The sequence below is a fragment of the Micromonospora sp. WMMD1120 genome, assembly GCF_029626235.1.
GTDB lineage: Bacteria > Actinomycetota > Actinomycetes > Mycobacteriales > Micromonosporaceae > Micromonospora.
The window spans coordinates 1,512,636-1,528,504 of record NZ_JARUBO010000005.1 but is presented as its reverse complement, the minus strand read 5'-3'; the positions used below and the strand labels follow the sequence as shown (position 1 = coordinate 1,528,504).

Genomic DNA, 15,869 nt, shown 5'->3' with positions numbered 1-15,869 from the left:
GTCGTCGGTGAAGTCGGCCGCGTGGACGACACCGTGCAGACAGGCGGCCGACGGACCACCGATCACCACTCCTGGCGGCAGCCGGAGGAGCGCCGCGCGGCAGGCGAGGGCATGGTCCCGGTCCAGTCGCGCGTCGGCGTAGATGTCGTGGCGCAGCCGGACCCAGGCGGAGCTGCGCAGTTGGTGCTCGCTGAGCAGGCCCTCCCGGACAGCGTCGGAGCCACGGAACACCTGCCAGGTCAGGGCTTCGGGACGATACGGACGTCGGGGCATGTCAAACAGCCTGCCCGCCGCCGGGCGGCCCATGCGACCCCTGTGGACAACCCCGCTCGCGACCGCCCGCACGCCTGTGGACAACGGGGAATCCGCCGGCCGATCGTGGTATGGCGACGCGTCCGGGGCCGGCAGGCATGATCCACTCGGGTTCCCGGAAGTCGGGCCTTCGCGGGCGGTGGGATGCCGCGGTTTCCCGGGAAGTCGAGTTGATCAGAATCGCCGGGACAGATCAGACGCGCCGGGGTCAGATCGAACGCGCCGGGTCAGCTGAGGGCGTGGCTGATGGCGTCTGCGGCGGCCAGCACCTGCGGTCCGGTCGTGTCGACGTCCAGCGGGGCGAGGGCGACCACGCCGACGCTGGCCTCCAGGCCCGGTACGCCGAGCACCGGTGCGGCCACCCCGTACGCCCCGGCCTGCAACTCACCGCTGCTGCTCACCGGGTCCGCGTTCCCGGTCCGGCCGGCCAGGATCGCCCGGCCCGCCGCTCCCCGGTCCAGTGGGTGCCGTGCGCCGGTCCGGTAGGCGACGTGGAACGACGTCCAGCTCGGCTCGACCACCGCCAGCGCCACGCCCTCGCCACCCTCGACGACTGTCAGATGCGCTGTCGCACCAGCCTGTTCGGCGAGGCGGCGTAACGCCGGCAGCGCACCCTCGGCGAGCAGCGGCTGGGCCCGCCGGGCCAGGTGCAGCAGCCCGACGCCGAGGCGTAGCCGGTTGTCGTCGTCACGGCGCAGCATGCCGTGCGCGTGCAAGGCGCTGACCAGTCGGTAGACGGCCGCCCGGCCGATGCCGAGCTGACTGGCGGCCTCGGTGACGGTCAGTCCGCCCGGCGCATCGGCGACAAGGTGCAGCAGCCGCAACCCCCGGTCGAGCGTCTGCGAGGTCTCCCCGACCCGGCCCGCGCTGCCGTCGCCTCCCTGAGCACCGACCTCGCCCCGCTGGGCACCGACGTCGGAAGACCCCGCGCCCCTGCTAACCAACCCCGCGCCGGCCAAAGTCGCGCCAGGCAGACCCGTGCCAGGCAGACCCGCGCCGGCCCGACCCGCGCCGACCCGACCCGCGCCGGTTCGTTCCGCGCCGGTCAGTTCCGCGCCGGTCAGTTCCGCGCCGGTCCGTTCCGCGCCGGTCCGTTCCGCGCCGGTCTGTTCCGCGCCGGTCCGTTCCGCGCCGGCCCAAGTCGCGCCGGGCCGACCCGCGTCGGGGGAGGTGCGTGGGTCGGTGGCATGGCGTAAGTCGGTGTCCGGGCGGGACGGAGAATCACCGGAGCGTGCTGTCGCATCCACGTCTGGCAGCGTACGACCCGGCACCGGCAGACCCGGACAGGCACGGACAGCTACCCTTGTGCGGTGACGCTACGCCTGTATGACACCGCCACCCGATCGGTGCGGGACTTCGTCCCGCGGGAAGCCGGCAAGGTGGGGGTCTACCTGTGTGGTCTCACCCTTCAGGCGCCGCCGCACATCGGCCATCTTCGTTCCGGCGTCAACTACGACGTGTTGCGCCGCTGGCTGTTGGCTGCCGGTTACCAGGTCACCTTCATCCGCAACCTGACCGACATCGACGACAAGCTGCTGGTCAAGTCGGGGGAGCAGGGTCGGCCGTTCTGGTCCATCGCGTACGCGAACGAGCTGCTGCTCGCCGAGGCGTACCGGTCGTTGAACGTGCTGCCGCCCACCTACGAGCCGCGCGCCACCGGGCACATCCCCGAGATGCACGAGCTGATCACAAAACTGATCACCGACGGTCATGCCTACCCGGCCACCGACGGCTCGGGCGACGTCTACTTCGACGTGGCGTCCTGGCCGTCGTACGGGTCGTTGTCGGGTCAGTCGCCGGACGCGATGCAGTCCGCCGGTGACGCCCCGGACCGGGGCAAGCGGGACCCGCGCGACTTCGCGCTCTGGAAGGGCGCCAAACCGGACGAGCCGGCCGACGCGTACTGGCCGTCCCCGTGGGGGCTGGGCCGTCCGGGCTGGCACATCGAGTGCTCGGCGATGTGCTGGCGCTACCTCGGGCCGGAGTTCGACATCCACGGTGGCGGCCTGGACCTGACCTTCCCGCACCACGAGAACGAGATCGCCCAGTCCAAGGCGGCCGGGCTGCCGTTCGCCCGCTACTGGGTGCACCACGGGCTGTTGAGCATCGGCGGGGCCAAGATGGGCAAGTCCGCCGGCAACGCCCTCGATCTGGCCTACGTCGACTCGCTCGGGGTGCGGCCGGTGGAGCTGCGGTACTACTACGCGGCCGCGCACTACCGCTCCGTGATCGACTACTCCGAGGACGCGCTGCGCGAGGCGGCCACCGCGTACCGGCGGATCGAGGGTTTCGTGCAGCGGGCGGCCGAGCGGGTCGGCGCCGGGCAGCCCGGTGAGCTGCCCGAGGGTTTCGTCGCGGCGATGAACGACGACCTCAACACGTCCGCCGCCCTGGCCGTGCTGCAACAGCACCTCCGGGACGGCAACACCGCGCTGAGCACCGGCGACGATGTGACCGTCCGCACCACCCTGGCCGTCGTGCGGGCGATGCTGGATATCCTCGGTGTCGACCCCCTGAGCCCGGCCTGGACCGGTGGCGGCCGTACCGACGATCTCCGTGCCGTGGTGGACTCCCTGATCGCGCTGGCCCTGGAGCAGCGCGCGCAGGCCCGGGGTCGCAAGGACTGGACCGCCGCCGACGCGGTACGTGACCAGCTCAAGCTGGCCGGCGTGGTGGTCGAGGACACCCCCCAGGGCCCCCGTTGGACTATTGGAGAGCAGGACTGATGGCCGGCAACTCGCAGCGCCGTGGCCGGCGACTGACGTCGAAGGCGGGTGCCCCCAAGGGCTCCGGCGGCAAGAACAAGGACTCGCTGGCCGGGCGGGGTCGCACCCTGCCCGCCGACGAGCGGCCGTGGCACAAGGGCTACTCGGGCACCGAGAAGCTGCCCCAGCGCACCGCCTGGAAGCAGGAGAAGGAGCGCCGCGCCGCGGCCGAGGAGGGGCGCGCCCCGAAGATCGGCCAGCCGGGCTCCAAGGACACCACCTGGGGCAAGGGTGGCGGTCGGGGCGTACCGGCCGGTCGTGGCGGCGTCGGCGGTCGGGGCGGCAAGCCGACCGGGCGGTCCGGCCCCCGGGTCACGCCGGGGCGCAGGTCCAACCCGGCCAAGGACGCTCCCGAGCTGCTGGTGGGGCGCAACCCGGTGCTGGAGGCGCTGCGCGCCCAGGTGCCGGCGACGGCGCTCTACACCGCCCAGGGCATCGACATGGACGACCGCACCAAGGAGATCATCCGGACCGCCGCCGACCGGGGCATCGCCAACCTGGAGATCAGCCGGGCCGAGCTGGACCGGATGACCGGCGGGGTGCTGCACCAGGGTGTCGGGTTGCAGGTGCCGCCGTTCGCCTACCAGCCGTTCGAGGACATGGTCGCCGCCGCGCTGGAGCAGCAGGCCCCGCTGCTCGTCGCGCTGGACGGTGTCACCGACCCGCGCAACCTGGGGGCGGTGATCCGGTCCGCCGCCGCGTTCGGCGCGCAGGGTGTGTTCGTACCCGAGCGGCGTGCCGCAGGCATCACCGCGACCGCCTGGCGGACCAGCGCCGGCGCGGCGGCGCGGGTGCCGGTGGCGCAGGTGACCAACCTGACCCGGTCGTTGAAGGCGTGCCGGGACGCCGGTTTCATGGTCGTCGGCCTGGACGCCGACGGTGACACCGACCTGTACGACCTGGAGGCCGCTGTCGGCCCGCTGGTCGTGGTGGTCGGTTCCGAGGGTCGCGGTCTGTCCCGCCTGGTCGGGGAGACCTGTGACCTGACCGTCAGCATTCCGATGATCTCGGAGGTCGAGTCGCTCAACGCCAGCGTGGCGGCGGCGGTCGCCCTGGCCGAGGTGGCCCGCCGGCGCAACGCCGAGCTGTAGACCCGATCGGTCTGGCCCCTCCCGGAGGCGGGAGGGGCCAGCTCTGGTGGAGCCACGCGACGAACAACGCCGCGCCGGCGAGCGCCATCAGCAGCACCGTCGGCAGCAACCAGAGCGGGCTCCGACAACCGCGCACCGGTACGACGACAGGGGCGGCCCGCCGAAGCGGACCGCCCCCGTCGGTACGGCGTTACGTCAGATCCGGCTGCCGGTGGAGGCGTGGAAGACGTGGCTGCGACCGGTGACCGGCTTGACGAACACGGTGTCACCCATGTTCGGCATGTTGCGCCGGTCGGTGCGGACGACGAAGCGCTCCGAGTTGCCACCCAGCGCGGCGTGGCCGTAGACGTTGGCGTCCGAGCCGAGGTCCTCGACCAGCTCGACCACCACCGGCATGCCGCCCTCGGTCGGGCTGACCAGCTCGCAGTCCTCCGGGCGGAAGCCCACGGTGACCTTGCCGTTGCCACCCTCGGCGCGGGCCGCCTCGACCTGCTCCCGGGTCAGCGGGATGTACATCTCGGCGAACTCGGCGCCCTTCTCGTTGAGCGGCACCGTCTTGATGTTCATGGCGGGCGAGCCCATGAAGCCGGCGACGAACACGTTGGCCGGGGTGTCGTAGAGCGCCCGCGGGGTGTCCACCTGCTGGAGGACACCGTCGAGCAGCACCGCGACCCGGTGACCCATGGTCATGGCCTCGACCTGGTCGTGCGTGACGTAGACGGTGGTGACGCCGAGCTTGGCCTGCAGCGACGCGATCTGGGTACGGGTCTGCACCCGCAGCTTCGCGTCGAGGTTCGACAGCGGCTCGTCCATCAGGAAGACCTGCGGCTCGCGGACGATCGCCCGGCCCATCGCGACACGCTGACGCTGACCACCGGAGAGCGCCTTCGGCTTACGGTTGAGGTATTCCTCAAGCTGGAGAAGCCCCGCCGCCTCCTTGACCCGCCGGTCGATCTCCGACTTGGAGGTCTTGCGCAGCTTCAGCGCGAACGCCATGTTCTCGTACACCGTCATGTGCGGGTAGAGGGCGTAGTTCTGGAAGACCATCGCGATGTCGCGGGCCTTCGGGGGGAGGTGGGTGACGTCACGCTGGTCGATGTAGATCGAGCCGGCGTCCACGTCCTCCAGACCGGCGAGCATCCGCAGGCTGGTGGACTTACCACAACCCGAGGGGCCGACCAGGACCAGGAACTCGCCGTCGCCGATCTCGAGGTCCAGCTCGTTGACGGCGGGACGCTCTTGGCCCGGGTAGATCCGGGACGCCTTGGAATAGGTGACCGTAGCCATGGTGAAGCGCTTCCTTTCACCGGCAGGAACGTGCCGGACGATCCGAGTGAAGGAGCGACCGGCGCGTGTCCGTGCCGGTCATCGGGCGGCGTTCGGGCGCGGGGGCGCCCGGTCGTCGTCCGTGTCATGAACCGTAAACGCGTTTCCCCCCGCTGCCAAGGCGGGGTCGCGCCGAAGCCGGCGGCGGGCCTGCACATTCCGGTCACTCGGGCACGGTCAGACATCAATCGACGCCCGCTTGCGCCTCCTGCCGGCCCTCGCGCGTCGGGTTGTTGACGTTTCCCGTGCTCGGGAGCCCTCGCCAGCGGGATATCCGGACGTCAGTCGCTATGCTGGCGTCGACACACACGCCCCTGTAGCTCAGCTGGCCAGAGCACTCGCCTTGTAAGCGAGATGTCGCCGGTTCGATCCCGGCCGGGGGCTCCAACTCCATCAGGCGTTTTGACGGCGGGCGCTGCCGCGATCCGGCGGCCGACAGCAATGCTGTCAGCAGCGGGGTCACGGCAGCCGCCCGTCGGCCCGCCGAGCGCCTGACGCCTGGCGTCGAGTTATTCCGCGACGTGTGGGTGTCGTTTCCCTACTCTTGACGGAAGGCTCCGTTGGGGGATTCGATGCCGGACAACGAACGCAGGTCCAACAGGCCGTTCGTCTCCGGGTGGTCCTGGGACGCTGAGAGTCACCGGCCCGCCAGACGACTCTCGGATCCGACCGGCGCTCAGGCGAGCAGCTTCACCACGGCGTCGGCCACCGCGCGGGCGGACTGCGGGTTCTGACCGGTCACCAGGCGGCCGTCGACCACCGCGTGCTCGGTGAAGTCCGGTGCCGGTACGTGCTGCGCGCCAGCCTCGGTGAGCTTGTCGGCGAGCAGGAACGGCACCTCGTCGGTGAGGCCGACCGAGGCCTCCTCGCTGTTCGTGAAGCCGGCCACCCGCTTACCGGCGACCAGTCGGCTACCGTCGGTGAGGGTCAGGTTCACCAGCGCCGCCGGCCCGTGGCATACGGCGGCCACCACGCCGCCGCGCTCGTAGACCGAGCGGGCGAGGCGGGCCAGGTCGGGGTCATCGGGAAAGTCCCACATGGTGCCGTGACCGCCGGCGAAGAGGACCACGTCGTACCCGGCCGGGTCGACGTCGGCCGCCCTCGGGGTGTCCGTGACGCCGGCGGTGGCGAGGAAGTCGTTCTGGGTGCTGTCGTTCTCGTCCCGGCCGTCCACCGGCGGCTCTCCGCCGGCTACGGACACCAGGTCGACGTCGTAGCCGGCGGCCCGGAACACCTCCCACGGCTCGGCGGCCTCGCCGACGTAGTAGCCGGTCGAGCGGCCGGTGCGGCCCAGCTCGGAGTGACTGGTAAGGGCGATTAGTGCACGAGTCATGCCCTCCATGCTGGCGTGGCCGGTCCGTTCCGGCCATAGGTCGATGTCACAGCGCAGACAGGTTTGAACGCCAGGTCACCGGGGTCGGCGTAGCCTGGGCCCGGCAACGGGCGAGCGAGGCGGGGACGGATGAGTCGCGCGGTGGAGGAGTCGAACCGGGCGATGCTGCGTGCCCGGGACGCGATGGACCGGGCGTACGCCGAGCCCCTGGACATCCCCGCCCTGGCCCGGATCGCGCACGTCTCCGAGGCGCACTTCATCCGTACCTTCCGGGCCACCTTCGGCGAGACCCCGCACCGCTACCTGCAACGCCGCCGGGTGGAGCGGGCGATGACGTTGCTGGTGGAGACCGACCGGGACGTGACCGACATCTGCTACGCCGTGGGCTTCGCCAGCCTGGGCACGTTCAGCCGGACGTTCCGGCAGATCGTCGGCGAGTCGCCGTCGGACTTCCGGCGTCGCCGCGTCGCCTCGGCCAACGTGCCGTCGTGCTTCACCAAAGCCTGGACCCGACCCAGCAGTTTTGGATAAGCAGCAGGTCACGGGCGACGTCTAGCGTCATGGGCATGACGATGAACGCGATCAGCCGCTCTCAGATCTACGTCCTCGACCAGGACGAGGCGCTCGACTTCTACGTGAACAAGCTCGGCATGGAGGTCAACACCGACCAGGACCTCGGCTTCATGCGGTGGCTGACGGTTAACCTGCCCGGCGACCCGGAGCGGGAGATCCTGCTGGAGAAGCCCGGCCCGCCCGCGCTGGACCCGGCCACCGCCGAGCAGGTCCGCGAGCTGCTCACCAAGGGTGCCCTGGGTGGCTACCTCTTCATGACCACCGACGACGCCCACAAGACGCACGCGGATCTGGTGGCGAAGGGCGTCGAGATCACCGACGAGCCGACCGAGCGCCCGTACGGTATCGACTTCGGCATCCGGGACCCGTTCGGCAACAAGATCCGCATCGGCCAGATGTTCCCCCGCGGCTAGCCGGTCCGGGAGCCCCCGGGGCAGCACCGGGGGCTCCCGTTGTGCTGCGATGGGCGGCATGATCACCCGCCTGCTGTACCTCGTTCGTCACGGCGAGCAGGAGCTGGCCGAGTCCGCTGTCGAGGAGCCCGACACCGGCCTGTCCGAGCGGGGCCGGCGTCAGGCCATCCTGCTCGGCGAGCGCCTGCGCGGCCAGCGCTTCAGCGCCATCCACCACGGGCCGCTGCTGCGGGCCGCGCAGACCGCCGAGCTGGTCGCCACGTCGCTGCCCGAGGTTCCGGTGTACGAGACGGAGTTGGCCGGCGACCACCTCCCACACGACACGGACACGGCCGGCCTGCCGCCCGCGTACGCGACGTTCCTGACGCGGTTCTCGGCGGCCGAGCGGACCGACGGACCGCGGGTGACGGCGGCGGCGGTACGGCGGTTCGCCGGCCCGGTCGGCGAGGGGACCGCCGGTGACGAGCCGGTCCGCGAGCTGGTGGTGACGCACACCTTCCTGATCGGCTGGCTGGTCCGGCACGCGTTGGACGCGCCGGAGCGGAGGTGGTTGGGCCTGAACGCGCAGAACGCGGGACTCACCATCATCCGGTACAGCCCGGCCGGGCCGCCGAACCTGCTCGCCGTCAACGACGTGGGCCACCTGCCGCCGGAGCTGCGGGGCACCGGTATGCCCCCGGACTACCTCTGGTAGGTGCCGGTCGCCCGCAGCAGCAGCTTGACCACCGCCTGGGTGGCCGGCGGCGGCCTCCCGTCGGCGGGGCAGTCGGCGTACCCGCTGTCGCTGCTGCCGACGGTGAGCCGGTAGTGCATCACGTCGGAGCAGGAGGTCGACGTGGTGGGCCGGCCGGCCTCGGCGGTCAGCCGAGGGTCGGCGGTCAGGGCGGTCAGGCTGCCGTGGTCGGCGGCGGCGAGCTTGCCGCTGCGCCGACCGCCGGCCCGGTCCACCACTGTCCACCGGCCATCCGGCTCGACGGTGATCGCGTCACCGCGCCCGGTGAAGCCGCCGGTCATCTTCAACACCACCCGAGGGGCCGCGCCACCCGCGCCCGGGCTGACGGCGCCCGGGCCGGAGATCGTCGGCAGTGGAGCGCCGCTGGCCGGGCCGGTGGGGCCGGCGATGGTGCTGGCCGGGGGCGTGGCAGAGGTGGTGGGCGACCGGTCGGCGCTGGTGCAGCCGGCCAGCGTGCCGGCCAGGAGTGCGATCATGATGGCGGCCGTCGATGCGGGTCTCATGTCCGTCGGACGCGCGGCCCCGAACATCGGTTCCCGTCGGCATCGCTGCCGCCGCCTTCTGGCAACCTGGCACCGGTGGCGGGAGAGGGGAAGCATGTGTCGGACGCGGAGTTGACAGTCGAGGTGACCAGACCGGTCGCCACTGTGGTGATCCACAATCCACCCCGACGCAACGCGATGACCGCCGCCATGTGGCGTCAGCTCCCCGACCTGCTCGACCGGCTGGAGCCGGACCCCGACGTACGGGCGCTGGTGCTCACCGGTGCCGGCGACACCTTCTGCGCGGGTGCCGACCTGGGCGACCTGGCCGAGCTGCTGGACGCGGGCGACGCGAGCATCGCGGTGGCCGCCGAGGAACGGTTGGCGCGCTTCGCCAAGCCGACGATCGCCTCCGTCCGGGGTGCGTGCGTCGGCGGTGGCGCTCAGCTCGCCGTCGCCTGCGACCTGCGGATCGCCGCCGACGATGCCCGGTTCGGCGTGCCACCGGCCCGGCTCGGTCTGGTCTATCCCGCGCCGACCACGCGCCGGCTGGCTCGGCTGGTGGGCCCGTCCGCCGCCAAGCACCTGCTGTTCACCGCCGAGCTGATCGACGCCGAACGCGCCCTGCGGATCGGCCTTGTCGACGAGGTGCTGCCGGCGGACCGGCTCGCCGCGCGGGTGCACGAGGTGACGGCGACGATGGCCCAACGGTCACCGGTGAGCATCACCGCCGCGAAGGAGATCATCGACGATCGGGCCGGACCGGCCCGGGTCGCCTGGTGGCACCGGAAGGTGACGACCTCCGGCGAGGCCAGAGAGGGCGTGGCGGCGATCGCCGAACGCCGTACGCCCCGCTTTGCCTGGCAGCCACCGACCGACGACTGACCGCGTTTGAACTGTCGCCGTCGCTGGGTAGCCCAGAATTCCGCACCGGATGGGGGCCGCCATGGACGCGACGGACGTAACGCCGGACCAGGCCGAACGGCGGCACCGCCGGGGCCGGCTGATGCTCGCCCTGGCACTGCCCACCGCCGTGGTCGCTGCGCTCGCCGTCGGTGTCGCGACGGGTGGCCGCAACAGCGGCATCTTCGACGGCGACCCGCCGGTCTGGGCGAGCAACCTGGGACGGGTCCTGATCCTTCTCGGAGTCCTCATCGAGGCGGCCGCGATCGTCTGGGCCGTTCGCACCGGGCGCTACCGGATGTCTCGACGGTCCCCGCTGCTGACGGTGGGCCCATCGCATCGTCGACGGCTCGAGCGGCAGGTTCGACGCGGCACACCCGAGCCCGACGAGGACCGGGCCCTGTTGGTGGAGACCGCCCGGCAGGCAGTCGGCCAGCGTTGGTTCGCGGTGCTGATCGCCGGCTTGGCGGTGGTCAGCGTCGGTCAGGTGTTGGTGGGGTTCGCGCCGTTCCACGCGGTGATCGGCGGGGTGCTGGTGGTGGTGTGGACCGTCCTGATCGTGCTGGTCCTGCGAGGTGCACGTCGGGGCGAGGCGTTCCTGCGGGCCAACCCGGATCTGGGCGGGCGGTAGCCGCAGTCCGCGTGCAATCATCGCGAAACCTCGATCCCGGGTGGTTCGTCGGCGGGCCGGTACGGCAGGCTGTCGGTCGTGCAGCGTGATCAGTTGCTCGCGGGCCGCTACCGGCTCCTGGAGCGCCTCGGCAGTGGCGGCATGGCGGTGGTGCACCGCGCCTACGACGAGGTGCTCGAACGGGACGTGGCGGTGAAGGTGCTCGTCGCCTCGGAGGTCAACGCGCGGCAGCGGATCAGGGGTGAGGCCAAGGCCGCGGCCCGGTTGGCGCACCCGCACGTCACGAGCGTCTACGACTACGGCGAGTCGTTGCTGGACGGTGCCGAGGTCCCGTTCGTGGTGATGGAGCTGCTCAACGGTCACACCCTCGAACAACGCCTGGCGGCGGGGCCGTTGCCGCCCCGTGCCGCTCTGCGGGTGTGCGCGGAGGTGGCCTCGGCGCTCGCCGCCGCCCACGATCAGGGCCTGGTGCACCGCGACATCAAGCCGGCCAACGTGATGCTCACCCCCACCGGGGCGAAGGTGCTCGACTTCGGCATCGCGGCCGGCGCCGGCGAGCCGGAGATCGACTTCGAGGGGCGGCTGTTGGGCACGCCCGCGTACCTGGCGCCGGAGCGACTGCGGGCGGGCGAGGTGCTGCCGGCCAGCGACGTGTACGCGCTCGGCCTGCTGCTGTACCGGGTGCTCACCGGCCGGCTGCCCTGGCCCGCCGAGGGACCTATCGAGCTGCTACGCGCGGACAGGCCTGTGGAGCCGGACCTGCTGCCGCCGATCGACGGTGTACCCCCGGAGGTGCACCGGCTCTACCGGTGGTGCCTGGCACGGGACCCCGCTGACCGGCCGTCGGCCTGCGCCGCGGCCCGCACGCTGCGCGCCGTGATCAGCGGTGTCGAGCCGGAGGCGGTCATCGCACCGCCCGCCGCCGTAGCCGCGTCGGAGGCCGCGTCCGCGACCCCCGGGGCGACCGAGACGAAGGCCGCCGGGGCGACGGAGAGCAAGGCCGGGGCGACCGAGAAGAGCGCCGACGGGGCGACCGAGAGCAAGGCCGCCGGGGCGACCGAGAAGAAGGCCGGGCCGGCGACCGAGAAGAGCGCCGCCGGGGCGACCGAGGAGAAGGCCGCCGGGGCGACCGGCGACGCGCCGGGTCGACCGGTGTTGGGCGCGGTCGGGCGGCACGGGTCCTGGCGTCGGCGTCGGGCGATCCTCACCGTCGGCGGCGCGGTGATCGCCGCGCTGGCGTTGGCCGGATCGCTCGGTGACTTCGCCAATCGTCGGCCGGAGCGGGGCGTGCCACCGACGGCCGGCGGCCCGGGCACCACCACTGTGGGTATGCCCCAACCTGGGGAATCAGTCGATTCGGTCTACAGCGGACCGTCCGCCATCCCGCCGCCGGGCACCACCGCGCCCGCCGTCCGGACCAGCCCTCCGACCAGTCCGGACGCGAGCGAGCAGCCGCCCCCGACCGCCACCATCGACAATCCGACCCCGACCGGTGCCACGCCGGCGCCGACGCCCACGCCCGGGTCGGACACGCCGGTCGTCGCGCTCGGTGGCACGGTGACCGTCCGCTGTACGGACAGGTCGATCGAGGTGCTCGCGGTGACCCTCGCGCCCGGCTTCCGGGTCGAGGCGTACGACCCGGGCCCGGCGAAGCAGATCCAGGTCGAGTTGATCTCGGACGAGCACCGCAGCGAGATCCGGGCGCACTGCGCCAACGGCCGTCCGAAGCCGAAGGTCAAGGAGGGCGCCGCCTGACCGGAGGCCGGCGGGTGCCGCGCCCGGGACGTACCCGCGACGCGGCCCCCCGTTCCCGCCGGCCGGTCCGTCACCGCCCGAGCAGCGCGCCCCAGCCGGGGTTCACCGGCTCCCGGCGCAGCGGCATGCCCGCCTCGGCCGGCGTCCGGTCACCCTTGCGCTGGTTGCAGGCGTAGCAGGCGGCGGTGGTGTTCCGCCAGGTGTTCCGACCGCCGCGCGAGCGGGGCAGGATGTGGTCGATGGTGGAGGCCGGGCCGGCGCAGTACGCGCAGCACCTGTCGTCGCGACGCAGCACCCCGGAGCGGGACCAGGCCGGTCCGGACTGGAACCGCCATCGGGTGACCACGTAGCGGACCAGCCGCACCACCCGGGGCATCGGGAAGACACCGATCACCCGGTCCGGCTCGGCCTCGTGGATCTCGGCCACCCGGCGGCAGAGCATGCGTACGGCGTGTTGGACAGTGACCCGGTGCAGCGGACCGAGGTCGGCGTTGATGACGAGGACGGCGTCCACCGGGGCTCCTTTCCAGATGGTGACGGACAGCGAAGAGCCGCCCGGTCCGGGGGTCGGACGGGCGGCTCGGCGCGTACGGGTACGCGTCAGTCAGGCCGGCCCGCCCGGGGGCGTTCCGCGTGCCAACCGTCGCCGGGCAGCGTCGACGGCACTGTGCTGACGTGCGGCATCGTCATTTGCTGCTCCAGCGGTGGTGGTTGGCGGTGCGCGATCACGGTAGGTCGGCGGGGGAGACACCGGCAACGTATTTCGATCGCCCACGGTCCTCGGGACGCCGCTGCCGGCGGGTGCGTGGCGTCGCCCGCGCCGCGACCCGGGCGGTGGTCAGCGGCCGGTTCAGCCGCAGCGCCATCCGCGCGGTGAGTTCGCTGTCCAGCAGGGGCCTGTTGACCTCGCCGGCGACCGCCAGCGCGGGCCCGGAGACCGACCGCCAGATCGCGGCCAGACCGGCGCCCAGGCCGACCAGGGCGACGGTGGCCCGGGTGGTCGGCGAACCGGCCGCCGCGGCGGCGCTCACTCCGACCACGGCGAAGAGCACCAGCAGCAGGGGTACGAGCACCGGCCAGAAGATGCCCCGCGCCGCCTGCGCCACCAGCCGCCGGTCCCGGATGATCAGGTTGCGGGCGATCACCGCGTAGTCCTCCTCGTCGAGCAGGTCACGCGGGTGCAGGCCACCGGTGAGCACGTCCCGCCAGAGGTCACCCTGGCCGCGCAGCGCCCGACTCAGCTCGGCGGGCGCAGGCTCGGTCGGGTCCCCGTGGCCGGCCCGGTCGACAGCGCCCGCCCAGGCGGTCAGCGACCGGCGCACCACGGCGGCCGAGTACGGCGGCAGGACGCTGGCCAGCTCGTCCAGCCACCGGCTGATCTGGATCTGCCGGCCGCCGAACTGCCGGAGCAACTGCGTGGCGTCGCCGGCCCGGACGGTGTCGGCCACCGACCGGCCGAGCCGGTAGGCCAACCCGACCCGGTGGTTGGTGGCCATCGTCCAGCGCAGCACCTCCACGTTGAGGTCGTCCAGGGCGAGCAGGAGCGGCACCGGATCGGCGAGGTCCGGCCGGTCCAGGTCGGGCAGCAGCGTCCGGGGGACGGACGTGTCCGGCACCGGCCCGGTGTGCCGGGTGAGTTCGGCGATCTGGGCCAGCGCGACGTCCACCCCGTCGAGGTACATCCGCATCCGGCGGTGGGCGGACATCTCGGTGAGGTTGGAGAGCTTGGCCGGCGGGGTGGCCGGGCGGGCGGCGGCGGGGTTCTTCGGTTCCGCGTGCTGCCCGTGGTGGTAGGCGTCCGCCATCCACCAGCCCAGACGCAGGGCGGTGACGACGCAGGCCCGCTCGTCGCGGATCAGCGGGTACCCGTCGTCGTGGGCGGCCTCGTCGAAGCCGCTCTCCGCGCCGACGCGGTGCAGTGGTGACATCGTCCGCTGCCCTCCCGCCCGGCCGATCGACGGTTGATCATCCGAGCGTACGGCAGCGTACCGTCGCTTATTGGGTGTTTTGTCGGTTTAGCTTGTCACGTCCGGCCAGCAGACCGCGCGGCCGGATCGACAGCACCGGTTCGGCCGCCGCGCCCGCCGCGCGCAGGATGTGGTTCGCGGCGATGATCCCGGTGGCGGCCGAGCGTTCCATCAACGCGCTCGGGAACTCCGTGGCGATGCCGTCACCGGCCAGGTAGAGGTCCGGCGCGTCGGTGCGTACCCCCGGTCGCCAGGCGTGGCTGCCCGGGGTGAACGCCGGAGCCTGCGCCTCCACCCGGGCCCGCAGCTCGCGGACCCGCAGCTCGCCGGCCTCCGGCCAGAGCGCGACCAGCTCACGGCGCATCCGCTCGGCCAGCTCCTCGGCCGGCACCCCGGGGTCACAGGCGTACGCGTGCAGCTCGACGACCGACCCGCCGGTCTGCCGCGCCCAGCGCCGCGGCTCGTTCTCCAACCGGTGGTAGAGCGTCACCGAGTCCAGCGTGGGCTGCCGGGACACGCCGCTGAACACCGCCCGATCGGCGGCCACGTCCCCGTCGCACCAGTAGCGGGCGACCGCGTACGGCGGACCGGGGGTGCCGAAGGCCGGCATCCGCGCCGCCAGCTCCGGGGCCCGCTCGGCCAGGTCGGGGGAGGCCGCGACGAGCGCGGCGAGCGCCGGCGGGTCGACGGCGAGCACCACGTGCCCGGCCGGATGGCTGTCACCGTCGCTGGTCGTCACCCGCCAACCCGCGCCGTCCCGGTGGATCGCGGTGGCGGCGCAGCCGGTGCGCACCCGGCCGCCGTGCTTCTCCACGTGCCGGGTCAGCGGCTCCCAGATCGCCGTGGCGTAGTCCTCGTCCGGGCAGTCGAAGGCCAGCCCCTCCGGATTGCCCAGGAGATAGAAGTGGAACTGGGCGACCATCTCGGCGGCCGACATCTCCGCCTCGTGGTTGAAGAACGAGTGCGAGAAGACCTCGAACAGCATCGCCCGCGCCCGGTCCGGCAGCCGCAGCGAGGTCAGCAGCTCGTCGGCGGTGGTGTCGTCCAGCTCGGCGTAGGTGCGCACCGGATCGTAGGTGAGCAGCGGCAGCGCCGCGTCCCGGTCCATCCGGCGCAGGTCGGCGAGGCGCAGGCTGGGGCTGCGCAGCAGCAGGGCCAGCAGGTTCGCCGGTGGCGCGGGCGGCAGGCTGCCGAACTCCTCGGTCGGCCACTGCGCGCTGAGGATCGGATAGCCCGGGATGGGCTTGAGGAAGCCCAGGTCACCATCGATCCGACGGAGGATGGACCGCCAGTTGTAGTACTGCCGGAAGAACGCGTGGAACCCGTGCTCGTTCTGCTGGCTGCCGTCGGCGAGCGCCTCCGGCCAGGCGCCCAGTCGACCGCCGAGCGTCGGCGCCGCCTCCAGCACTGTCACCGCCACACCCCGCTCGGCCAGCACCACCGCCGCCGACATGCCGGCGATGCCGCCACCCACCACCAGCGCCGTGGTCGGTCGAGGCACCCGGTCCGCGCCGCCGCCGCCCGGGTCCACCTGGTGCTGTCGTACGCCGATGAGGCGACCCACCACTCGCGACACAGTCATGGA

Annotated in this window: 14 protein-coding genes, 1 tRNA gene and 1 pseudogene; 9 read left to right on the top strand and 7 right to left on the bottom strand. The window is 72.6% G+C overall.

The window, feature by feature from the left end:
* Positions 1-539 precede the first annotated feature (539 nt).
* Positions 540-1,181: pseudogene (locus O7634_RS07295) on the bottom strand (helix-turn-helix domain-containing protein); the annotation flags it as partial.
* 441 nt (positions 1,182-1,622) lie between these two features.
* Here O7634_RS07295 and cysS point away from each other — a divergent pair.
* The gene (cysS, locus tag O7634_RS07290; protein ID WP_278149379.1) at positions 1,623-3,038 is read left to right on the top strand and encodes a cysteine--tRNA ligase; all 1,416 of its coding nucleotides are present in this window, start codon (positions 1,623-1,625) and stop codon (positions 3,036-3,038) included.
* Complete coding sequence (gene rlmB / locus O7634_RS07285) at positions 3,038-4,168, top strand: 23S rRNA (guanosine(2251)-2'-O)-methyltransferase RlmB (RefSeq protein ID WP_278149378.1); 1,131 nt, start codon at positions 3,038-3,040, stop codon at positions 4,166-4,168. Before cysS ends, rlmB begins: the two co-directional genes overlap by 1 nt.
* Positions 4,169-4,363: 195 nt before the next feature.
* Here the strand turns inward: rlmB and ugpC are convergent, their stop codons facing one another.
* Positions 4,364-5,455, bottom strand: a complete 1,092-nt coding sequence (ugpC, locus tag O7634_RS07280) for a sn-glycerol-3-phosphate ABC transporter ATP-binding protein UgpC (RefSeq protein ID WP_278149377.1) — start codon at positions 5,453-5,455, stop codon at positions 4,364-4,366.
* A gap of 349 nt (positions 5,456-5,804) precedes the next feature.
* Between ugpC and O7634_RS07275 the strand changes: the two genes are divergently transcribed.
* Positions 5,805-5,881 (top strand) — tRNA-Thr (locus O7634_RS07275).
* Positions 5,882-6,170: 289 nt separating this feature from the next.
* On the opposite strand, the gene O7634_RS07270 is transcribed toward O7634_RS07275, so the two are convergent.
* Complete coding sequence (locus tag O7634_RS07270) at positions 6,171-6,827, bottom strand: type 1 glutamine amidotransferase domain-containing protein (protein ID WP_278149376.1); 657 nt, start codon at positions 6,825-6,827, stop codon at positions 6,171-6,173.
* A 129-nt stretch (positions 6,828-6,956) separates the two neighbouring features.
* On the opposite strand from O7634_RS07270, the gene O7634_RS07265 reads away from it, so the two are divergent.
* Genes O7634_RS07265 through O7634_RS07255 form a run of 3 tightly spaced genes read left to right on the top strand, consistent with a single transcriptional unit; the run spans position 6,957 to position 8,507 of the window.
* A complete protein-coding gene (locus O7634_RS07265; RefSeq protein ID WP_278149375.1) occupies positions 6,957-7,358 on the top strand; it encodes an AraC family transcriptional regulator in 402 nt (133 codons plus the stop codon).
* A gap of 35 nt (positions 7,359-7,393) precedes the next feature.
* Complete coding sequence (locus tag O7634_RS07260; protein WP_278149374.1) at positions 7,394-7,813, top strand: VOC family protein; 420 nt, start codon at positions 7,394-7,396, stop codon at positions 7,811-7,813.
* A 58-nt stretch (positions 7,814-7,871) separates the two neighbouring features.
* A complete protein-coding gene (locus O7634_RS07255; protein WP_278149373.1) occupies positions 7,872-8,507 on the top strand; it encodes a histidine phosphatase family protein in 636 nt (211 codons plus the stop codon).
* Here O7634_RS07255 and O7634_RS07250 read toward each other — a convergent pair.
* On the bottom strand, positions 8,495-9,022 hold the full coding sequence (locus O7634_RS07250) for a hypothetical protein (RefSeq protein WP_278149372.1): 528 nt from the start codon (positions 9,020-9,022) through the stop codon (positions 8,495-8,497). The two genes, O7634_RS07255 and O7634_RS07250, sit on opposite strands and share 13 nt — an antisense overlap.
* Before the next feature lie 123 nt (positions 9,023-9,145).
* Between O7634_RS07250 and O7634_RS07245 the strand changes: the two genes are divergently transcribed.
* The 3 genes from O7634_RS07245 to O7634_RS07235 all read left to right on the top strand — a co-directional run bounded on the left by O7634_RS07245 (position 9,146) and on the right by O7634_RS07235 (position 12,317).
* On the top strand, positions 9,146-9,913 hold the full coding sequence (locus tag O7634_RS07245; RefSeq protein WP_278153896.1) for an enoyl-CoA hydratase/isomerase family protein: 768 nt from the start codon (positions 9,146-9,148) through the stop codon (positions 9,911-9,913).
* Between the two features lie 61 nt (positions 9,914-9,974).
* Complete coding sequence (locus tag O7634_RS07240; RefSeq protein ID WP_278149371.1) at positions 9,975-10,562, top strand: hypothetical protein; 588 nt, start codon at positions 9,975-9,977, stop codon at positions 10,560-10,562.
* A gap of 78 nt (positions 10,563-10,640) precedes the next feature.
* Positions 10,641-12,317, top strand: coding sequence for a protein kinase (locus O7634_RS07235; RefSeq protein WP_278149370.1), 1,677 nt, complete (start codon positions 10,641-10,643; stop codon positions 12,315-12,317).
* Positions 12,318-12,387: 70 nt separating this feature from the next.
* Here the strand turns inward: O7634_RS07235 and O7634_RS07230 are convergent, their stop codons facing one another.
* From O7634_RS07230 to O7634_RS07220, 3 genes are all read right to left on the bottom strand, one after another.
* Positions 12,388-12,831 (bottom strand): HNH endonuclease, encoded by a 444-nt coding sequence (locus O7634_RS07230; RefSeq protein WP_278149369.1) that lies wholly within the window; start codon positions 12,829-12,831, stop codon positions 12,388-12,390.
* A gap of 211 nt (positions 12,832-13,042) precedes the next feature.
* A complete protein-coding gene (locus O7634_RS07225) occupies positions 13,043-14,245 on the bottom strand; it encodes a hypothetical protein (protein WP_278149368.1) in 1,203 nt (400 codons plus the stop codon).
* 67 nt (positions 14,246-14,312) lie between these two features.
* The gene (locus tag O7634_RS07220; RefSeq protein ID WP_278149367.1) at positions 14,313-15,866 is read right to left on the bottom strand and encodes an FAD-dependent oxidoreductase; all 1,554 of its coding nucleotides are present in this window, start codon (positions 15,864-15,866) and stop codon (positions 14,313-14,315) included.
* Positions 15,867-15,869: the final 3 nt, after the last annotated feature.

Bases quoted from the DNA above. Each gene is read 5' to 3' on its own strand.
- ugpC (WP_278149377.1), bottom strand. From the start codon at position 5,455: ATGGCTACGGTCACCTATTCCAAGGCGTCCCGGATCTACCCGGGCCAA.
- O7634_RS07260 (WP_278149374.1), top strand. From the start codon at position 7,394: ATGACGATGAACGCGATCAGCCGCTCTCAGATCTACGTCCTCGACCAG.
- O7634_RS07240 (WP_278149371.1), top strand. From the start codon at position 9,975: ATGGACGCGACGGACGTAACGCCGGACCAGGCCGAACGGCGGCACCGC.
- O7634_RS07250 (WP_278149372.1), bottom strand. From the start codon at position 9,022: ATGATCGCACTCCTGGCCGGCACGCTGGCCGGCTGCACCAGCGCCGAC.
- O7634_RS07265 (WP_278149375.1), top strand. From the start codon at position 6,957: ATGAGTCGCGCGGTGGAGGAGTCGAACCGGGCGATGCTGCGTGCCCGG.
- rlmB (WP_278149378.1), top strand. From the start codon at position 3,038: ATGGCCGGCAACTCGCAGCGCCGTGGCCGGCGACTGACGTCGAAGGCG.
- O7634_RS07255 (WP_278149373.1), top strand. From the start codon at position 7,872: ATGATCACCCGCCTGCTGTACCTCGTTCGTCACGGCGAGCAGGAGCTG.
- O7634_RS07220 (WP_278149367.1), bottom strand. From the start codon at position 15,866: ATGACTGTGTCGCGAGTGGTGGGTCGCCTCATCGGCGTACGACAGCAC.
- O7634_RS07225 (WP_278149368.1), bottom strand. From the start codon at position 14,245: ATGTCACCACTGCACCGCGTCGGCGCGGAGAGCGGCTTCGACGAGGCC.
- O7634_RS07270 (WP_278149376.1), bottom strand. From the start codon at position 6,827: ATGACTCGTGCACTAATCGCCCTTACCAGTCACTCCGAGCTGGGCCGC.